This is a genomic window from Actinophytocola sp., from assembly GCF_036378875.1.
In the GTDB taxonomy this organism is placed as follows: domain Bacteria; phylum Actinomycetota; class Actinomycetes; order Mycobacteriales; family Pseudonocardiaceae; genus Actinophytocola.
In genome coordinates, this window is sequence record NZ_DASUVO010000100.1 from 1 (window position 1) to 18,119 (window position 18,119).

Below are 18,119 nucleotides of genomic sequence, written 5' to 3' on the forward strand. Positions count from 1 at the left end.
CGGCCCCGAGGCGGAGTTCTACATCTTCGACTCGATCCGGCACTCGACCGGCATCAACGAGGGGTACTACCACATCGACTCGGTCGAGGGTTCCTGGAACTCCGGCGCGCTGACCGGCGAGAACGGCGGCCCCAACCTGGGCTACAAGACCCGGGGCAAGGGCGGCTACTTCCCGGTGGAGCCCTACGACCACCAGAGCGACCTGCGCTCGACCATGATGAGCAACCTCACCAAGGCGGGCCTCGAGCTCGAGCGCGGTCACCACGAGGTGGGCACCGGCGGCCAGGCGGAGATCAACTACAAGTTCGACACGCTGCTGCGGTCGGCCGACAGCCTGATGCTGTTCAAGTACATCATCAAGAACACCGCCTGGGCCGAGGGCAAGAGCGTCACCTTCATGCCCAAGCCGCTGTTCGGCGACAACGGCTCCGGCATGCACTGCCACCAGAGCCTCTGGATGGACGGCGAGCCGCTCTTCCACGCCGAGACCGGCTACGCGGGCCTGTCCGACATGGCGCGGCACTACATCGGTGGGCTGCTCAAGCACGCCCCGTCGCTGCTGGCGTTCACCAACCCGACGGTCAACAGCTACCACCGCCTGGTGCCCGGCTACGAGGCGCCGATCAACCTGGTCTACTCCGCCCGCAACCGCTCGGCCTGCACCCGCATCCCGATCTCGGGCGACAACCCCAAGGCCAAGCGCATCGAGTTCCGCGTGCCGGACCCGTCGGCCAACCCCTACCTCGCCTTCTCGGCGATGCTCATGGCCGGCCTCGACGGCGTAAAGAACAAGATCGAGCCGCCGGCCCCGGTGGACAAGGACCTCTACGAGCTGCCGCCCGAGGAGGCCCTGGGCATCGAGAAGGTGCCGGCGTCGCTGGACGCCGTCCTCGACCGGCTCGAGGTCGACCACGACTACCTGGTCGAGGGTGGCGTCTTCACCCCCGACCTGATCGAGACGTGGATCGAGTACAAGCGGGAGTTCGAGATCGACCCGATCCGCCTGCGCCCGCACCCGCACGAGTTCGCGATGTACTACGACATCTGAGTTCAGTATCGGGCTGACCTGCGGTTTTACCGCAGGTCAGCCCACTCAGTCCCCGACGAGTCCCCACGAGCTGCCAGCACAGCACCGACGGCGGCCCGTGCGGACTCGTCGCTGTCTGGCAGATCGGTCAACGGCGCACCCGATAGCGCAGGTGAAGCACCCGGTTGCCCTGAATCACCACGTCAGGATCCTCCAACAGGTGCTGCGCGTCGACCGACCCGAAGTAGCGCTTGCCGGACCCGAACACCACGGGTACGACGTCCATGCGCACCTCGTCGACCAGACCCGCGGCAAGCGCCTGGCCACCGACGTCGCCAGCGGCGACCTCGACCAAGCGGTCACCCGCAAGCTCCTGCGCCTTGGCCACGGCTGCCTCGACGCCGTCGACGAAGTGAAACGGCGCCTCGGGGTCCCAGCCCTCGGGCTCCGGCCGGTGTGTCACGACGACCACGTGGTCGATCCCGCTCGGAGGCTTCCCGTCCCAGCCGTCCGTCATGTCGAAGACGTGGCGGCCGGCGATTGTCACCCCGATCTGGTCCCAGTACGCCCGGATGTAGTCGTAGGACACCTGCGACACCTTGAGCGCGCCGCTCTCGTCCAACGGGACGTCACCGCTGGACAACCAGTCGAACAGCGGTCCGGGCTGGTCATTCTCGTCCGCGATGAAGCCGTCCACCGACACCGAGCTGTACATGACCACCTTGCCCACGGGGCTCTCCTCTGATTTTTGGTGTGCCCCCAAAAATTAGCGTGTCGTGAGCTGTCGCTCTTGTAAGAAATCAATCGGCCGGCAGCGGCCAGCCGTCCAGCGCGTGGCCGGGATGTTCGCGCAGGAACCGCCGCCGGACTTCGACGTACCGGGTCGGCGTGAGCCCGGTGAACGCCCGGAACTCGTGGCCGAAGTGGGCCTGGTCGAAGTAGCCTGCGCCACACGCGAGGTCGCCCCAGTCGATCGGTCCGGCGGGGTTGATCGCGAACACGGTGGCGGTGAAGCGGTAGGCGCGGGCCAGCCGCTTCGGCGTGACGCCGATGAGCTCCTTGAACCGCCGTGCCAGATGTGTGCTGCTGACACCGGCTGCCACGCTCAGGTCGCCGATCGCCACCGCCCCGCTGGTCGCCGCGATGACGCTGCTCGTGTGGCGGACCAGCCCCAGGCCGGCGGTCTCGCACAGCCGTCGCATCAGCTCCTCCTCGAGCAGCGTCAGCATCTCGTGCGGTCCGTCCGCCGTGGCCAGCCGGTCCCGCAGCTCAGCGATGGCGGGCCGGCCCCAAACCTGCTCTACCGTCACCGGCCGGTCACACAGCTCGGCCGAGGGCATCGGCAGGAACGGCGCCGGCCCCCACGGCTTGAAGTGCACGCCGACGGACCGGGTTCGGAGTGGGTATTCGAACTCCCACGCGCGGGTGGGCACGGTGACCACGCAGCCGTCGGCGTACTCGGCCGTCTCGATGTCGGTGCCGGCGCGGATGCGGAACGGCGCCCCGAGGTTGACGATGAGCAACGCCGACGGGCTCGGCGGCAGCATCAGCCGGGCGTACGGCGACGCACCCTCCAGGTAGTAGAGGTCGTCGATCAGCCCGTCCAGCGGCGGTCGCGGCACTTTGGACACGTACTCCACGCGCACAGCATCGCCGACGCCCGCCGGTATCGCGCGCGGGGATGCGGCGCCGACACCGCGTGAACAGCTTCGAAGGCACCAAACCCCGCCGAACGGTCAGTGAACTCGCGTCATGAAGTCCGCGATCTCCTCGCCGAGGCGTTCACCCGCGTCTTCCTGCAGAAAGTGACCGGCACCGGTGATCGTCGGGTGGTCGACGCCGGCCGCGCCCGGGACCCGCGCCCGCAGCACCGGCGCCATCGGACCGGTGATGGGGTCGCCGTCGCTGAACGCGCACAGGAAAGGCTTGTCCCACTGCCGCAGGACCCGCCACGCCGCCAGGTTCGCCGGCGCCGCCGGATCCTCGAGCGACACCGGCACCAGCCCGGGCATCACCTTCGCGGCGACCTTGTACTCCTCGGCCGGGAAGGGCGCGTCGTAGGCGGCACGGACCTCGTCCGACAGCGGTGTCCGGCATCCCGCCTGCACGAACCGGCCGATGTCCAGCGCCGACGCCTTCTCCACGGCCCGGCGGAAACTCCACCACTCGGCGGGCATCGTTTCCTCCCCGGTCGGCAGGCCGGTGTTCGCGGCCACGATCCGGGCCACCCGGGCGGAGTGCTCCGCCGCCAGGCGCAAACCGATCAGCCCGCCCCAGTCGTGCCCGACGACCGTCACGTCGCGCAGGTCCAGCACGTCGAAGGCCAGCGCGCGCACCCACTCCACGTGCGCGGCATAGGAATGCGCGGCCGCGGGTGGTTTGTCCGACCGGCCGAACCCGACCAGATCCGGGGCCACGGCGCGGATCCCGGCCGCGGCGAGCACGGGCAACACCTTGCGGTACAGGAACGACCAGGTCGGTTCCCCGTGCAGCAGCAACGCGACCGGCCCGTCCGCCGGGCCCGTCGAGACGTACGCCATGCGCACCGAACCGACCTGTGCGTACGTCGGCTCGTAGGGGAAGTCCGGCAGGGACGCGAACCGCGACTCGTCAGTACGCAGCATGGCCTTCAGGTTACGGCTCTATCAGCGGCACGTACGGGCTCTGTTCCTTCGACAGCGGGATGTTGTAGGTCTGCGCGAGGTGCGAGGCGATGTCGTGGAACAGCGGCGCCGCGGTCTTGCCCTCCGGCGGGCCGCCGACGTAGTGGGGCCGGTCGATCATGATGCCGACCACGAACCGGGGCGAGTCCGCCGGCAGGATGCCCGCGAACGTGATCCAGTGGTTCTCGCGACTGTAGCCGCCCCCGCCGTCCTTGACCTGCTGAGCGGTGCCGGTCTTGCCGGCGATCTGGTAGCCCGTCAGTGCCGCTTTCACACCGGTGCCGTTGTTGGGGACCGGTGCCTCCTGCATCACGGCGCGGAACATGTCCCGCACGGTCTTGGCGGTCTTCGCGTCGACCACGCGCACCGGCTTCGGCGCTGGCTCGGCGATCCGCTCGCCCTCCGGGGTGATCCGCGCGGCCACGATCCGCGGTGGCACGCGCACACCGTCATTGGCGACCGTCTGGTACATGCCGGCCATCTGCAGGATGGTCATCGACACACCCTGGCCGATCGGCAGGTTGCCGAACGTCGACCCCGACCACTGGCCGCGGGGCAGCACATGGCCTGCGCTCTCGCCGGCCAGGCCGACGCCGGTCCTCTTGCCGAGACCGAGCTTCGTCATCAGGTCGGAGAAGCGGTCCTGCCCGCACTCCTGGGCGAGCATCAGCGTGCCGACGTTCGACGACTTCGCGAAGATGCCGGTGGTGGTGAACTGCTGCGGGGGATGGCCCCACGCGTCCTCGATGGTGCGGTCCGACACCTTGATCGAGTCCCGCACCGTGTGCGTGTCCAGCGGCGAGGTGAGGTTGTAGTCGATCACGCACAGGGCGGTGATGATCTTGTTCACCGAGCCGGGCTCGTACGCGTTGGTGACCGCCGGGTTGCCGAGCAGGTCCTGGTTCTCGTTCCAGTTCGGCTGGCTCGGGTCGAACGTCTTGTCGTTCGCGAGCGCGTAGACCTCCCCGGTCTTGGCGTCCATGATCACCGCGCTGCCGCTGCGGGCCTCCGCCTTCGCGACGTAGGCGGAGAGCGCCTGCTGCAGGAAGTACTGCAGGTCCGCGTCGATGGTCAGTTCGATGTCCGAACCGTCCTTCGCCGGCCGCACGTCACGCTCCGTGCCGGGGATGACGACCCCGTCGTTGCCGCCCTCGGTGGCCACGGTCTGCCGACCGGGTGTGCCGGCGAGCTGGTTGTCCCGCAACGACTCCAGCCCCGCGAGACCATGCAGGTCGTGCTTCTCGACGTCCTTGTTGTCCATCCGCCAGTTGGCGATGCCGATGATGTTCGCGGCCGTCGACTTGCCGGGATACTCCCGCTCGGCGCGGTACTCGGCGATGATCGACGGGAACTCGTCCTGGATCGCCCGCGCCACCGCCGGTTCGACGCCGTCCACCAGGTACACGAACGACTTGTTCGCACGGAGCTTGCCGAGCAGCTTCTGCTCGTCGATGCCGAGTTTGCCCGCGATTCCCTTGGCGATCTTCGCGGTCTCGGCGTCGAAGTCCAGCCGCTTGCGATCACCGTCCTCGAGCTTCGCGTTGGCGCTCTCGATCTGCGCTCGCATCGCCCGTGGCTGGAACGCGAGTGTCCGCGACTCGACGCTGAACGCCAGCTGCGCCCCGTTGCGGTCGATGATGGAGCCGCGCTTGGCCGGAAGGTCGATCTCGGTGGTCCGCTGCTGCTCCGCCTTGGCGGCGAGCGCCTCCGCCTCGAACCCCTGGACCTGGATGAGCCGCACCCCGGCCGCGACGAGCGCCGCGATCAGCAGAAACCGGACGACCACCACCCGGATGTGGTGGTTTGCGGGCCGCCGCCTGCGCGCGAGCCGCCGCGGCCCGACCGGATTCCGGCGGGGCGGCGGGTACGGCCGCCCGGACCCGTGAACCGCCCCACGCGGCGGCGCCCCACCGCGCGAGGGCTTGCCGGACACGGCGACCCGTGGCACGGGCCGTCGGACAGGCGCGCCAGGCCGGCGCCCACTCTGCTGCCCCGCTCTCCGGGGCTGTCCGGGCATCAGCGGTCCCCCACCGCCGGCCGCCCAGTGCGCTGAAGGACGCCTTCCTCACGCTGGGCGTCACGAAGGCGTCCTTCAACACATGGCCACCGGCGAATCCGCGCGGTCGCGTGCATCAGCCGGCTCCCTGCCCGGCGGGTTGCTCACCCTGCTGCTCGGTGCCCTCGGGTTGCGCAGCACCGGCCGCCGGGTCCGCCGGCGGCTGGGCGGGCGGCGGCGCCTGCGCCGGGACGGGCTCACCGACGAGGGTGACCGTGCCGTCCGGGTGCACGACCAGCCGGGCCGGGTCGCCGGACGGGACCATGCCCATCGCCTGCGCGCGTTCGGCCAGCCAGGCAGCCGACTCCTTCTCCGTCACCTCGCGTTGCAGGTCGGCGGCACGCTCGGCAAGGCGGTCGGCCTCGTCCTTCGTCTGCTCGAGGCGGTAGGAGTCGGCGATCGCCTGCGTCGACAGCCACAGCGTCGCCGCGACCCCGACCGTGAGCACGACGATGATCGACACCACGAACGACGCACGACCGGCGCCGGTGTCGAGGTCGTCCTCGATCGGGCGCTCGATGCGTCGTCCCTCACGCTCGGCCCGTCGGGCATACGCGCGTTGGGCCGCCGCCGTGCGGGACCGGCTCGGCACGACCGGCCGCTTCTCGACGGGCCTGGGCGCCGTCTCACAGATGACTCGGCCACGCGTCGCCGGGCCCGCGTCGACTCGGTCTGGATAGTCATGCTGCCTCCAGAATCCGCTCGGCCGCACGCAACCGCACCGAGGCCGCCCGCGGGTTGTGTTCGGTCTCCTGCTCGTCCGCCTGCTCAGCGCCTCTGGTCAGCAGCTTCAGCTGTGGTCCATGGCCCGGCAGCTCCACCGGCACCCCGGGCGGGGTGCGTGACTTGGCCAGCGCCGCGAGCGACTGCTTGACCAGCCGGTCCTCCAGCGACTGGTAGGACTCGACGACGATCCGGCCGCCGACACGCAACGCGTCCAGCGCCGCCGGGAGCGCGGCACGCAACGCGTCCAGCTCCCCGTTGACCTCGATGCGCAACGCCTGGAAGGTCCGCTTGGCGGGGTGTCCGCCGGTGCGTCGCGACGCCGCCGGCACCGCCTCGTACAGCAGCTCGACCAGGCGGCCGCTGTTCGTGAACGGCGCGCGGGCACGCTCGCGCACCACCCGGTCGACGATCCGCTTCGCGAACCGCTCCTCGCCGTACTCCCGCAGGATCCGCACCAGCTCGCCCGGCGGGTAGGTGTTCAGCACCTCGGCCGCGGTCAGCGACGCGGTCTGGTCCATCCGCATGTCCAGCGGCGCGTCATGGGCGTAGGCGAACCCACGCGCGGCCACGTCGAGCTGCATCGACGAAACGCCGAGGTCCATCAGCACGCCAGCGAGCGAGCCCCGGGCCGCGATGCCGAGCCGGGTCAGCACGTCCGGCAGCTCGTCGTAGACGGCGTGCACGAGGTGGACCCGGTCGCCGTGGCGTGCGAGGCGCGTGCCCGACCGGTCGAGTGCCTCCGGGTCCCGGTCGAGCCCGACAAGTGTCAGCGCGGGGTGGGCGGCGAGCAACGCGTCCGCGTGGCCACCAAGGCCGAGGGTGGCGTCGACGAGGATGGCGTCCGGGGTGTCGAGTGCCGGCGCGAACAGCGCGAGCACGCGGTCCAGCAGCACGGGCACATGCGCCGTTCCGTTTTCGGACATGCCGAAGACACCCCCTCTCCCGCCTCATAGATGTCTACGCGGATGCCGCCAGGTCCCCGCCCGCTCGTCGCACCTGGCGCCGGGGAAGGTGTGCCAGGGTCGAAAGCGAGCGGAACGGAGGCCTCACGACACCCGCGTCGGTTGCCCGGAAACGCACGTCAGAACACGCCGGGCAGGACCTCCTCCCGAGCCTGGGAGTAGTCGTCCTCGTGTTCGTCCAGGTAGGTCTGCCACGCTTGCGCGTCCCAGATCTCCAGCCGGGTGATCGCACCGATGACCACGCACTCCTTGGTCAGCCCGGCGTAGCGCCGAAGCTCCGGTGCGATCGCGATCCGCCCCTGCCCGTCGGGTCGCTGCTCGTCCGTGCCGGCGAACAGGTACCGCTGGTAGGCGCGCACCGCCTCGTTCGTCAGGGGCGCCGCGGCCACCTTGCGTGCCATCTCCTCGAACTCGGCACGCGGGAAGACATAAAGACAGTGGTCCTGTCCCTTGGTGACCATCAGCCCACCCGCGAGCGCGTCCCGGAACTTGGCAGGCAGCGTGAGCCGCCCCTTGTCGTCCAGCTTCGGGGTGTGCGTACCGAGGAACACAGGGTCCGCACCTCCCCACCGGTCCAGGCGGACCAGCCATGGAGCCCCCTTCCGCCCCACTTGCGGCCACCGTACCCCACTTTTCACCACAGTCAACGGCGAATGACCGGGTTCGCCGGCGTGTCGACCGTCATTTGCCCTGGTAAACGCATGGGGGTGAAGGTGGGGGGCGGTGGAGGGACTCCCCCGACCGGGTGCCTTCGCGGACACCGTTGGCTGCCCTCAGGGGCAACCGAACCGGCAGAACATACGTCTATGAATGCGCCAGGAGGTTCGCCGTGGGGCGATGTGGGGAATCCGGAACACCCCGGCCCCACGAGGCGTAGAAGATAGAAGGACAGCCCACCGCACTCCCCGTATCCTGAGGGGTGGGGTACTTCTCACAGGTTTGACACACTTCGTAGCAGGCTTGCGCCGAACGAAGTTCACAGGAGGTCGCGTGACGTCGAGTACCCCGCCATCGGCGCTGTCCGGCAACCCTTACCCGGTGAACGGCGGCGACCCCTACCAGGTCGGTGCGACCCACCCGACGGTCGAGCACACACAGAACAACAACCACTACCGGCCGGTTTCCGCGCTCGACGAGCTGGGCGCCGCCGCGCAGCGGATCGCCGCGAACGTGGAGCGGGTGCTGGTCGGCAAGCCGGAGGTCGTGCGCATCGCGCTCGTCACACTGCTCGCCGAGGGTCACCTCCTGGTCGAGGACGTGCCAGGCGTCGGCAAGACGTCTCTGGCCAAGGCGCTCGCCCGCTCCATCGACTGCACCGTCAGCCGCATCCAGTTCACCCCGGACCTGCTGCCATCCGACGTGACCGGCGTGTCGATCTTCAACCGGCAGACCAACGAGTTCGAGTTCCGGCCCGGCCCGGTCTTCGCGAACATCGTGGTCGGCGACGAGATCAACCGCGCCTCCCCCAAGACGCAGTCGGCGCTGCTCGAGTGCATGGAGGAGGAGCAGGTCACGGTCGACGGCAACACCTACCAGCTCGAGTCGCCGTTCATGGTCATCGCGACCCAGAACCCGATCGAGATGGAAGGCACCTACGCGCTGCCGGAGGCGCAACGCGACCGGTTCACGGCCCGCGTGTCGATCGGGTATCCGGACCCGGCCGCCGAGCTGGCGATGGTCGACGAGCACGCCGGCCACAACCCCCTCGCCGACCTGCAGCCCGTGTCGCACGCCGAGCAGGTTAAGCACCTGGTCGAGACCGTGCGCGCGGTCAAGCTCTCCCCCGACATCCGCCGCTACGCCGTCGAGATGGTCTCCGCGACGCGGCGGCTGCCGGAGATCCGGATCGGCGCCTCACCACGGTCCACACTGCACCTGGTGCGCGCCGCGCGTGCCCAGGCCGCCCTGTCCGGCCGTGACTTCGTCGTCCCCGACGACGTGCACGCCGTCGCCGTGCCGGTGCTCGCCCACCGGCTCGTGCTCACCCCGGAGGCCCAGGCGAGCCGCCGTGTGCCGGCCGACCTGATCCGCGCGCTGGTACAGCGGGTGCCGGTGCCGCAGGCAACACGCGGGACCAGGTAGGACTCCTGTGAGCGGAGCTTGCGCAGCGAACCATCAAGACTCACGGCGCCACCGCACCCGCGGAGGGTGCCGGAGGAGCGGAGCCTGCGGAGCGTTCCGGTGCCACGGAGCGGGTGAGGAGGCGCTGTGGCACGGCCACTGAAGGGTGCGCTGTCGGGCCTGACCACGCGGGGACGATGCCTGCTCGCGGCCGGGCTCGCGGCGGCGCTGTGCTCGATCGTGTTGAACGAACGCGACCTGCTGCGCGTGTCCGTGTTCGTGGTGGCCCTGCCGATCATGGTGTGCCTGCTGACCGCCGTGGCGCGAGTCGGCCTGCACGCACAGCGCCAGATCCTCCCGATTCGTACCCCGGTCGGGGGGCGGGCCGAGGTGACGTTGCACATCACGTCGACCGGTCGCCTGCCGACGGGCGGGCTGCTGGTGTCCGACGGGGTGCCGTACTCGCTGGGCGGCAAGCCGCGGTTCGTCATCGAGCACCTGCCCCGGCACACCGGCACCCGGCTGCGCTACCACGTGCAGCCGATGCTGCGCGGCGTCCAGCAGCTGGGCCCACTGAAGGCGACGATCACCGACCCGTTCGGGCTGGCGGAGTTCGAACGCGAGCTGGCGCACACGTCCCGGCTGATCGTGGTGCCACGTGTGGTGAAGCTGGTCGGCGTGCCGGGCGGTTCGGGTCTCGGCTCGGGCGACGACGGCTCGGTGCGCCTGAACGCGGGTCAGGGCGAGGACGACGCGATCGTCCGGCCGTACCGTCAGGGCGACGACCTGCGGAAAGTGCACTGGCGGTCCACGGCCAAGCGCGACGAGATGATGGTGCGGGTCGAGGAGCGGCCGTGGCGTGGCGGTACGACCGTATTGCTCGATCACCGTGCCTCCGCACACCGAGGGACCGGCGCGAACTCCAGCCTGGAATGGGCCGTGTCGTTCGCCGCGAGCGTGTGCCTGCACCTGCACCGCTACGGCCAGCGGATCCGGCTCATCACCGAGTCCGGCGGCATGATCGTCCGTGACTCCGGCGACGGCACACACAACGACAACGCGGTGCTCGACGCGCTGGCCGCACTGCAGGCCACCCCGTCGGGGACGATGGACAACCCCCGCGACCCAGCCGGCGGACAGGAACTGATCGCGATCCTGGGCGCCACGACCCCCGAGGCCCTGTCGCAGCTGATCAGCCAACGCTCACGCAGCACCCGCAACCTGGCGGTGCTGCTGGACACGGCGGCGTGGGCCGCTGCCGGCGAGACCAGCCAGGCCACCGACCTGGACGGCGCGACCGCGCTGCTGCGTGGCGCGGGATGGGGCGTGACGGTGGCCCGGCCGAACATCCCCATGACGGCGACGTGGGCCACCCTGTGCCGCACGCACGGCTCCCGCGCGGACGCGGTGATCCCGAGCTGACCGGAGCGGACATGACGACGACCCGCACCCAGGAACGCGACGCTGTGGCGACGACCCGATTGGCGAGACAGTGACGACAGCAACCCCAACCCGCCCGCCGTCGGGAGTCCCCGGCGGCGGGAGAGGCGGCCGCGGTCCCGCTGGTGGCCCGCCCGTCCCGCCACCACCGTCCGGCGAGCTCACCTCCGCCCAGTGGTCCATGACAGTCACCCCGGTGGTGGCGGCCATCACCACGCTCTGCGCGTCCCTCGCGCTGTCGGGTGTCATCGATGGGCTGCGCTGGTGGGGTTACGCGGGCGTGGCCGTCACCGTGGTCACCGCGACCGGGCTCGGGTTGCGCGCCATTCGCACACCGGTGTTCCTGGTCGGGCTCGCGCAGCTGTTCGCTCTCCTGTGCCTGCTGGTCTCGCTGTTCACCGACAACGGGATCCTCGGCCTGCTCCCGGGGCCAGCCGCGCTGGCCGAGCTCGGCGGGGTACTCGAGAACTCCATCGAGGTCGTGCGGACCGGAGTGCCTCCCGTGCCGGCGGGGCAGGCCGTGCTGTGCCTCGTGGTGATCGCCATCGGGTTGGTCGCCGTGCTCGTCGACACGCTCGCGGTGTCCGCCGGCACGCCAGCCGCCTGCGGTTTGGTGCTGCTGTGCGTGTACGCGGTGCCGGCGTCACTGGCCGACGAGATGCTGCCGTGGTGGGCGTTCGTGCTGGGGGCGCTGTCCTTCGCGGCGCTGCTGGCGGTGGACGGGACGCACCGGCACCAGATGTGGCGCAACCGCCCGACGGTCCAGGGCACGAACGGTGGCCTCGGAGGTCCCGCGGCCCTGGTGTCCGGGGCGGTCGCGGTCGCGTTGTTCGCGGGCGCGACGGTGACCGTGATCGGCACGGTCGGCCAGCTTCCTGGCGGCAGCGGCGGCAACGGGCAGGGCGGCTTCGGGCTGAACCCGTTCACGTCGCTGCGCGGCATGCTCGACCAGGACGTCAACATGGAGCTGTTCCGCGTCCGCAACATGGATGACGACGACGCCCGCTACCTACGTGCGATGACCCTGTCGGTCTATGACACCAACGGTGGCTGGAAGCTCGAGAACGAGCGCGAACTGCCGAGCGGCGACCCGGTCGACGAGCCGCTGAAGTTCCCGCCCGGCTACGAGGGACCGCAGTCCCGTGACACCACCGCGGTCACGATCGAGCCGATCAACTTCGAGGACCACTGGGCGGTGCTGCCCGGGGTACCGGTCCAGCTGCGCGGGCTACCGGACGACATGCGCTACGACGTGACCAGCGGCATGGTCTACGGCGAGGACTCCCGCAAGCTGGCGACGTACACCGTGAACGCGGACCTCAACGCACCGACCACCGAGGAGTTGTCGGCCGACGGCAACTTCGGTCAGACCGCTCAGATCCCGGACATCTACACGGGCTCCGAGGGGATCAGCGAGGACGTCACGAAGCTGGCGCAGACCCTGACCGGCGACAAGAACACCACCTTGGAAAAGGTCCGGGCCATCAAGGACTACTTCCTCCCCACGAACGGCTTCAAGTACGACACCCAGACCGCGGTCGGCAGCGACGAGAGCGGGCTCGAGGACTTCCTGTTCGACAGCAAGTCCGGGTTCTGCGAGCAGTACGCGTCGGCGATGGGCATCCTGCTGCGGGCGGCCGGCATTCCCTCGCGCCTCGCCATGGGCTACACGGCCGGCTACCAGAGCGGCGACTACCGGACCATCACCACCCAGAACGCGCACGCGTGGGTCGAGGTGTTCTTCCCGTCGTCCGGCTGGATCACGTTCGACCCGACGCCGCTGTCCGACGGCACGACGTGGAACCCGCCGTACGCTTCGGACACCGGCCCCATCAGCAGCCCGTCGGACGACCCCGAACCGACGCAGTCGTCGGCGCCGCCGACCACGGCGTCCGCCCCGAGCACCACCGCGGCCGGCGACGGGGGCCCGGACAACCAGGCCGGTCCCGGGAACGCCGACGGCAGCGGCCCGGCACCCTGGCTGTGGGTCCTGATCGGCCTGGCGGTGGCGAGCGCGGTCGGGTTGACGGTGGCCGGTGCCACCTCAGGCAACCGGCCTCGCCGCCGGGGCATGCTGCTGCCGCTCGCGATGGGTGCTTGGGGCCTTGTGCTGGTGTTCGCCGCGGCCGTGGTGTCGTGGTGGCTCGCGGTGCTCGCGGTCGTGCTGCTGGCCGCCGGGGCTCCGGGCCTGATCCGGGAACGCCGGCGGCTGTCGCACCGCCACGAGATCCACGGCGGCGGCCCGACGGCGGCGACGTCGGCGTGGTCGGAGCTGCTGGCCGAGTCCCGCGACCGCGGCATCGAGGTCGGCTCGACGGAGACGGTCCGCGCGGCCGCCCGCCGGATGGCCCGCGAGCACTCCCTCGATGACGGCGGCAAACGCGCCCTGCGCACGGTCGTCAGCGAGGTGGAACGCTCCTGGTACGGCGGCGCGGACCAACCGACCACGACCCTGGCCCCAGCCTTCGACGAACTGATCCACGACCTCCGCCAGAACTCCCCCCTCGGCTGGCGAGCCCGCCTACTCCCCCGCTCAGTACTCCGCCGCCCCTAACCCGCGCGAGTCCAACCTCCCAGACCCGCGTGTCCAACACTGGAGACCGCTGAGTTCAACAAATCGCGCATCACCGATTTGTTGAACTCAGGCGTCCAGATTGTTGGACACGCGGGTCTCTGGTGTTGGACACGCGAGGTTAGGTGGGGTGTTCGGGTGGGCCAGTGGGCGTTGGGACCAGGCCACGTCGTGCCAGGCGTCGTGTTTCCAGCCGATGTGGCGGTAGGTGCCGATCGGTTCGAAGCCGAGTACGTGGTGGAGGGCCGTGCTCGCCTCGTTCGGCTGGGTGATGCCCGCGACGGCGGTGCGGTAGCCACGGTCGGACAGGCGAGCGAAGAGCGCCTCGTACAGGGCGCGGCCCGCACCCGTGCGGCGCCTGCCCTGCTCGATGTACACGCTCACCTCGCACGACCACCGGTAGGCGGGGCGCGCCTTGTACGGTCCCCCGTACGCGTAGCCGACCACCCTGCCGTCGATCTCGGCGACCAGCCACGCGTGGGTCTTCCGTGACGCCTCGATCCGTGCGGCCATCTCGGTCTCCGTCGGCGGCTCCAGCTCGAACGTGATCGTCGTGTCCAGCACGTACGGCGCGTAGATCGCCGCGCATGCCCCCGCGTCCCCTGCCTCAGCAGCATCCCGAACCAACATGTCGAAGATAGTAAACACACCATCCACTATCGTGGAAGCATGACGGACGCTCTCACGACGGCGATCGCCACCACACTGCATGCCGCCCGCCAGGCCCGCGGCCTCTCCGGAGGCGCGCTCGCCGACCGCTCCGGCGTGTCCCGCGCCATGATCAGCAAGATCGAGCGCGGCGAGACACAGCCGACCGCCGCCCTGCTGGCCCGGCTGGCCGGCGCCCTGGGCATGACGCTGTCGGAGCTCGTCGCGCGGGCCGAGCAGGACCAGAAGAGGCTCGCCAGGAAAGAAGACCAGCCCGTCTGGACCGACCCGGAGACCGGCTACGTCCGGCGCGCCGTGTCACCGGTCGCCGGCGGGCCACTCGAACTGGTCGAGGTCGAGCTGCCCGCCGGCGCCGAGGTCGCCTCCCCCGCCGCGTCCTACGAGCTGGCGCACCACCAGATCTGGGTACTCGACGGCCGGCTCACCTTCCGCGAGGGCGACACTGTGCACCGACTCGGACCGGGCGACTGCCTCCAACTCGGTACGCCGCAGCCGTGCGCGTACGTCAACGACTCCGGCGCGCCGTGCCGGTACCTGGTGGTGCTCGGCCGCCGCTAGACGGCCGGGTAGCGGTTGTAGTCCGGGAAGTTCCCGTACAGCAGCTCGTCCGCCGGGCCCTGCGTCACCGCGTGGACCAGGTGCACGCCACCGACGAACGCGCCCTTCCACGACCCACCCCGGCCACCGAAGGGCTCCTCCCGGTCCCCACGGGAGCGCGGCTTGTTGACGCCGACCTTGAACGCCTGCACGTGCTCTGCCAGCTCACCCGCCAACACCTCGTCGTCACAGGCGATGCTGGCCACGAGCGCGCCGTTGGACGCGTTCATCTGCGCGAGCAGCTCGGCCTTGGTGTCCACCACGACGATCGTGTCGACCGGCCCGAACGGCTCCTCGTGCATGAGCCGCGACGCGCCGGGCGGGGCGAGCAGCGTGGTCGGCGCGACGTACGCGGACGTGTCCTGCCCTGGCAGGAACCGGCCATGGTCCAGGCTGCCCCGATACAGCGGCACGGCCCCGTGGCGCAGCGCCTCGTCCACGCGACGGCTCAGGTCGCCCGCCTTGGCCGAGGAGATCATGGGCCCGAAGTCCAGGACGGGCGGCTCCCCCGACTCGTCGACCGCGAGCGGGTGGCCGAACCTGATCGACTGCACGACCGGCAGGTACGTGGCGAGGAACGAGTCGACGAGGTTGCGCTGCACCACGAACCGCGGGTAGGCGGTGCACCGCTGCTTGGCGTACTCGAAGCCCTTCTTCAGGTGCGCGGCGAGCGTGTCCCAGTCGGAGAACTCCCAGATGCCCCAGCAGTTCAGGCCTTCCTGCTCCAGCATGTGCCGCTTGCCGGTGTCCACGAGCTGTGTGGCGACCTTGCCGCCGTTGTCCCGGCCGCCGACGAACGCGAGCGCGCCGATCTCCATCGACCTGACCAGCGCGCCGGACAGCTTCGAGCCGTCCCCGGACAGCAGCGTCACCGGCAGGCCGGCGTCGTTCATGAGCGCGTGCGCGACCGTGAGGCACACCGCGCCGCCCTGGGTCGGGGTCTTGGCGACCACCGCGTTGCCGGCGAGCAGCTGTACGAGCTCGGCGTGCACCAGCACCGACATCGGGTAGTTCCAGCTCGCGATGTTGCTGACCGGGCCGGGCAGCGGCGTCCGCTCGAACGGCCGGCCGTGGGCGTCGGTCGCGAGCATCTCGTCGATGTTGTCGAGGTACCAGCGGACGCCGTCCAGCGCGCGGTCCACGTCCGCGCAGGCGAGCTTCCACGGCTTGCCGATCTCCCACGCGAGCAGCAACGCCAGGTCGTCGCGGACCTCGGTCATCGCGTCGACGGCCGCGGTGACCCTGGCCTTGCGTTCGGCGAGCGGCACGTCGGCCCACTCACGGTGCTGCTGGTGCGCGGCCGAGACGGCCTTCAGCGCCGTCGGCTCGTCGATCTTGGACAGCTGCCCGATCGTGGACTGGTCGACCGGCGAGACCATGGGCGACCGCTCGCCGCCGTCCTGCCACCGACCCTCGTACAGGTTCCGCAGACGGTCACCGGCGAAGCCATGGGGCGCCACCTCGGCGACCCGTTCCGCCAGTCGCGCCCATTGTGCGTGCTCGGGGATGCGCAAAGCCACGGCCAACCTCCATCACTGAGACGGGTGCTCCAGCGATAGTTACCCGTCAGTACGGAGAAGTCATCGACTCTGCGTCGGACGTCACGCACAAAAGTGCCGGGCGCCCCCCAGCATGAGGACGCCCGACTGTTCTACGACGCTATGGTCCGTCTTCGAACCGCTTGCGGAAGCGGTCCTCCATACGTTGTGAGAACGAGCTTCGGCGCGCTTTGGGCGGGCCTCCGCCTTCTGTCTCCACGGCGCCCTCCTCGCCCTCCCCGCCTCGTCGCATGGCGGAGAGCGTGAGCAGCGCACCAAAGAACATGACCAGGAAGCCGAGCAAGCTGACTACGGGGACACCGCCAGGCTTCAGCGGCAGGATGACTCCCAGGACCAGAAGCGCGACACCCAGCACGAACAGCGCGATGCCCTGAAGGCGTCGACGCCGTGAGGGGCGGCGCAGTCGTGCACCCCGCACACTGGATGCGAACTTCGGATCCTCGGCGTAAAGCGCACGCTCAATCTGGTCGAGCAGTCGCTGCTCGTGCTCGGAGAGTGGCATCAGTTCCTCCTCCGGCACAGCGGTCGCGAGCGCCGGGCGATCACGGGTCAAGGCCGCCGGACCCGGCGGGCGCCCCACTCTGGAGGCGTCACCCTCAAGGATACGAGTCCCGAGGCTCCGCGACTACCCGATCCGGAATCATGGTCGTATGCGTCAGCAAAACCCGGCCTTCGGTCAGTTTGCCATGAAGCCCGTCGCCCCTTGTCAGGTGGGTTGAGTGGACCCCATGACGGCGCTTCGCCAGATCGCGTTCCTACTTGAACGTGTTGGCGAGCCCACACACAAGGTGCAGGCTTTTCGCCGCGCGGCGGGGGTAATCGGCGGTCTGGACGCCGCCGAACTGGCTAACCGGGTTCGTGCCGGGACCCTCACGGCGCTGCCGAGCATCGGCAAGACGACCGCTGCGGTGATCACCGAGGCCGCCCGAGGTGAGTCGCCCGCCTATCTGCAGCGCCTGCTGGCCGGCGGGCTCGAGCCACTCGTCCCGGGCGGCGAGGCGATCCGGGCGGAACTGCGGGGCGACTGCCACACCCACTCGGACTGGTCGGACGGCGGCAGCCCGATCCGGGAGATGGCCGAGACCGCGATCCTGCTCGGCCACGACTGGATGGTCCTGACCGACCACTCCCCCCGGCTCACGGTCGCGAACGGGCTGTCCGCCGAGCGGCTGCGCCGACAGCTCGAGGTGGTCGCCGAGCTCAACCGCGAGCTCGCGCCGTTCCGGCTCCTGACCGGCATCGAGGTCGATATCCTGCTCGACGGCTCGCTGGACCAGGAGCCGGAGCTGCTGGCCGAGCTGGACGTGGTGGTAGGGAGCGTGCATTCGAAGCTGCGGATGCCGGGTGCGGAGATGACCGAGCGCATGCTTGCGGCGATCGCCAACCCGCACCTGGACATCCTGGGTCACTGCACGGGCCGGAGGGTGCGGGGCCGGGGCCGCCCTGAGTCGGAGTTCGACCCGGAGGCGGTGTTCACCGCGTGCCGCGACCACGGGGTGGCCGTGGAGATCAACTGCCGCCCGGACCGACTCGACCCGCCGCGACGGCTCCTGCGGATGGCGGTGGAGATCGGCTGCGTGTTCTCGATCGACACCGACGCCCACGCGCCGGGTCAGCTGGACTGGCTGCCGTACGGCTGTGAACGCGCCGAGGAGTGTGGGGTGCCACTCGATCGGGTAATGAACACGAGAACGGCCGACGATCTCCTCACATGGACACGCTCATGACGCCATCGCACCCGCTCCGTGGCACCGGAACGCTCCGCAGGCTCCGCTCCACCGGCGCCC

The 18,119-nt window shown here is 70.2% G+C and carries 16 protein-coding genes; 6 read left to right on the forward strand and 10 right to left on the reverse strand.

What is annotated here, in order from left to right; all coding sequences use genetic code 11:
• Nucleotides 1-1,048 (forward strand): type I glutamate--ammonia ligase (glnA, locus tag VF106_RS28190; protein WP_330842889.1); only part of this gene is annotated, 1,048 nt, incomplete at its 5' end.
• A gap of 127 nt (nt 1,049-1,175) precedes the next feature.
• On the opposite strand, the gene VF106_RS28195 is transcribed toward glnA, so the two are convergent.
• From VF106_RS28195 to mraZ, 7 genes are all read right to left on the reverse strand, one after another.
• Nucleotides 1,176-1,757, reverse strand: a complete 582-nt coding sequence (locus VF106_RS28195) for a dihydrofolate reductase family protein (protein WP_330842890.1) — start codon at nt 1,755-1,757, stop codon at nt 1,176-1,178.
• Nucleotides 1,758-1,827: 70 nt separating this feature from the next.
• Nucleotides 1,828-2,649, reverse strand: a complete 822-nt coding sequence (locus VF106_RS28200; protein WP_330843039.1) for a helix-turn-helix domain-containing protein — start codon at nt 2,647-2,649, stop codon at nt 1,828-1,830.
• 114 nt (nt 2,650-2,763) lie between these two features.
• Nucleotides 2,764-3,651, reverse strand: coding sequence for a haloalkane dehalogenase (locus VF106_RS28205; RefSeq protein ID WP_330842891.1), 888 nt, complete (start codon nt 3,649-3,651; stop codon nt 2,764-2,766).
• Nucleotides 3,652-3,661: 10 nt separating this feature from the next.
• A complete protein-coding gene (locus VF106_RS28210) occupies nt 3,662-5,623 on the reverse strand; it encodes a peptidoglycan D,D-transpeptidase FtsI family protein (protein WP_414639083.1) in 1,962 nt (653 codons plus the stop codon).
• A 199-nt stretch (nt 5,624-5,822) separates the two neighbouring features.
• Nucleotides 5,823-6,338, reverse strand: coding sequence for a cell division protein FtsL (gene ftsL, locus VF106_RS28215; RefSeq protein WP_330842893.1), 516 nt, complete (start codon nt 6,336-6,338; stop codon nt 5,823-5,825).
• Between the two features lie 88 nt (nt 6,339-6,426).
• Nucleotides 6,427-7,395 carry a 16S rRNA (cytosine(1402)-N(4))-methyltransferase RsmH gene (gene rsmH / locus VF106_RS28220; RefSeq protein WP_330842894.1) on the reverse strand — a complete coding sequence of 323 codons (969 nt, stop codon included), beginning with the start codon at nt 7,393-7,395 and terminating at the stop codon, nt 6,427-6,429.
• A gap of 158 nt (nt 7,396-7,553) precedes the next feature.
• Nucleotides 7,554-7,985: a division/cell wall cluster transcriptional repressor MraZ gene (gene mraZ, locus VF106_RS28225; RefSeq protein WP_184814412.1), complete on the reverse strand. Its 432-nt coding sequence runs from the start codon at nt 7,983-7,985 to the stop codon at nt 7,554-7,556.
• A 439-nt stretch (nt 7,986-8,424) separates the two neighbouring features.
• Here mraZ and VF106_RS28230 point away from each other — a divergent pair, with 439 nt between their 5' ends.
• The 3 genes from VF106_RS28230 (at nt 8,425) to VF106_RS28240 (ending at nt 13,489) form a co-directional block, all read left to right on the forward strand.
• The gene (locus VF106_RS28230) at nt 8,425-9,516 is read left to right on the forward strand and encodes an AAA family ATPase (RefSeq protein ID WP_414639075.1); all 1,092 of its coding nucleotides are present in this window, start codon (nt 8,425-8,427) and stop codon (nt 9,514-9,516) included.
• Between the two features lie 138 nt (nt 9,517-9,654).
• Nucleotides 9,655-10,917, forward strand: a complete 1,263-nt coding sequence (locus tag VF106_RS28235; protein WP_330843041.1) for a DUF58 domain-containing protein — start codon at nt 9,655-9,657, stop codon at nt 10,915-10,917.
• Nucleotides 10,918-11,116: 199 nt separating this feature from the next.
• Nucleotides 11,117-13,489 carry a transglutaminase TgpA family protein gene (locus VF106_RS28240; protein ID WP_330842895.1) on the forward strand — a complete coding sequence of 791 codons (2,373 nt, stop codon included), beginning with the start codon at nt 11,117-11,119 and terminating at the stop codon, nt 13,487-13,489.
• A gap of 87 nt (nt 13,490-13,576) precedes the next feature.
• On the opposite strand, the gene VF106_RS28245 is transcribed toward VF106_RS28240, so the two are convergent.
• A complete protein-coding gene (locus VF106_RS28245) occupies nt 13,577-14,137 on the reverse strand; it encodes a GNAT family N-acetyltransferase (protein WP_330842896.1) in 561 nt (186 codons plus the stop codon).
• Between the two features lie 39 nt (nt 14,138-14,176).
• On the opposite strand from VF106_RS28245, the gene relB reads away from it, so the two are divergent.
• A complete protein-coding gene (gene relB / locus VF106_RS28250) occupies nt 14,177-14,734 on the forward strand; it encodes a type II toxin-antitoxin system RelB family anti-toxin (protein WP_330842897.1) in 558 nt (185 codons plus the stop codon).
• Here relB and VF106_RS28255 read toward each other — a convergent pair.
• Both VF106_RS28255 and VF106_RS28260 read right to left on the reverse strand, forming a co-directional pair.
• Nucleotides 14,731-16,293 (reverse strand): aldehyde dehydrogenase family protein, encoded by a 1,563-nt coding sequence (locus tag VF106_RS28255; protein ID WP_330842898.1) that lies wholly within the window; start codon nt 16,291-16,293, stop codon nt 14,731-14,733. The two genes, relB and VF106_RS28255, sit on opposite strands and share 4 nt — an antisense overlap.
• Before the next feature lie 139 nt (nt 16,294-16,432).
• Entirely contained in the window at nt 16,433-16,834 is a 402-nt protein-coding gene (locus tag VF106_RS28260) for an SCO2097 family morphological protein (RefSeq protein ID WP_330842899.1), read from the reverse strand.
• 217 nt (nt 16,835-17,051) lie between these two features.
• Between VF106_RS28260 and VF106_RS28265 the strand changes: the two genes are divergently transcribed.
• Nucleotides 17,052-18,059, forward strand: coding sequence for a PHP domain-containing protein (locus VF106_RS28265; protein WP_330842900.1), 1,008 nt, complete (start codon nt 17,052-17,054; stop codon nt 18,057-18,059).
• The last annotated feature ends 60 nt before the right edge of the window (nt 18,060-18,119 follow it).

What these genes read in the sequence shown, in the direction of transcription:
- VF106_RS28205 (WP_330842891.1), bottom strand. Translation starts at nt 3,651, where the DNA reads ATGCTGCGTACTGACGAGTCGCGGTTCGCGTCCCTGCCGGACTTCCCC.
- VF106_RS28240 (WP_330842895.1), top strand. Translation starts at nt 11,117, where the DNA reads ATGACAGTCACCCCGGTGGTGGCGGCCATCACCACGCTCTGCGCGTCC.
- rsmH (WP_330842894.1), bottom strand. Translation starts at nt 7,395, where the DNA reads ATGTCCGAAAACGGAACGGCGCATGTGCCCGTGCTGCTGGACCGCGTG.
- relB (WP_330842897.1), top strand. Translation starts at nt 14,177, where the DNA reads ATGACGGACGCTCTCACGACGGCGATCGCCACCACACTGCATGCCGCC.
- VF106_RS28260 (WP_330842899.1), bottom strand. Translation starts at nt 16,834, where the DNA reads ATGCCACTCTCCGAGCACGAGCAGCGACTGCTCGACCAGATTGAGCGT.
- VF106_RS28245 (WP_330842896.1), bottom strand. Translation starts at nt 14,137, where the DNA reads ATGTTGGTTCGGGATGCTGCTGAGGCAGGGGACGCGGGGGCATGCGCG.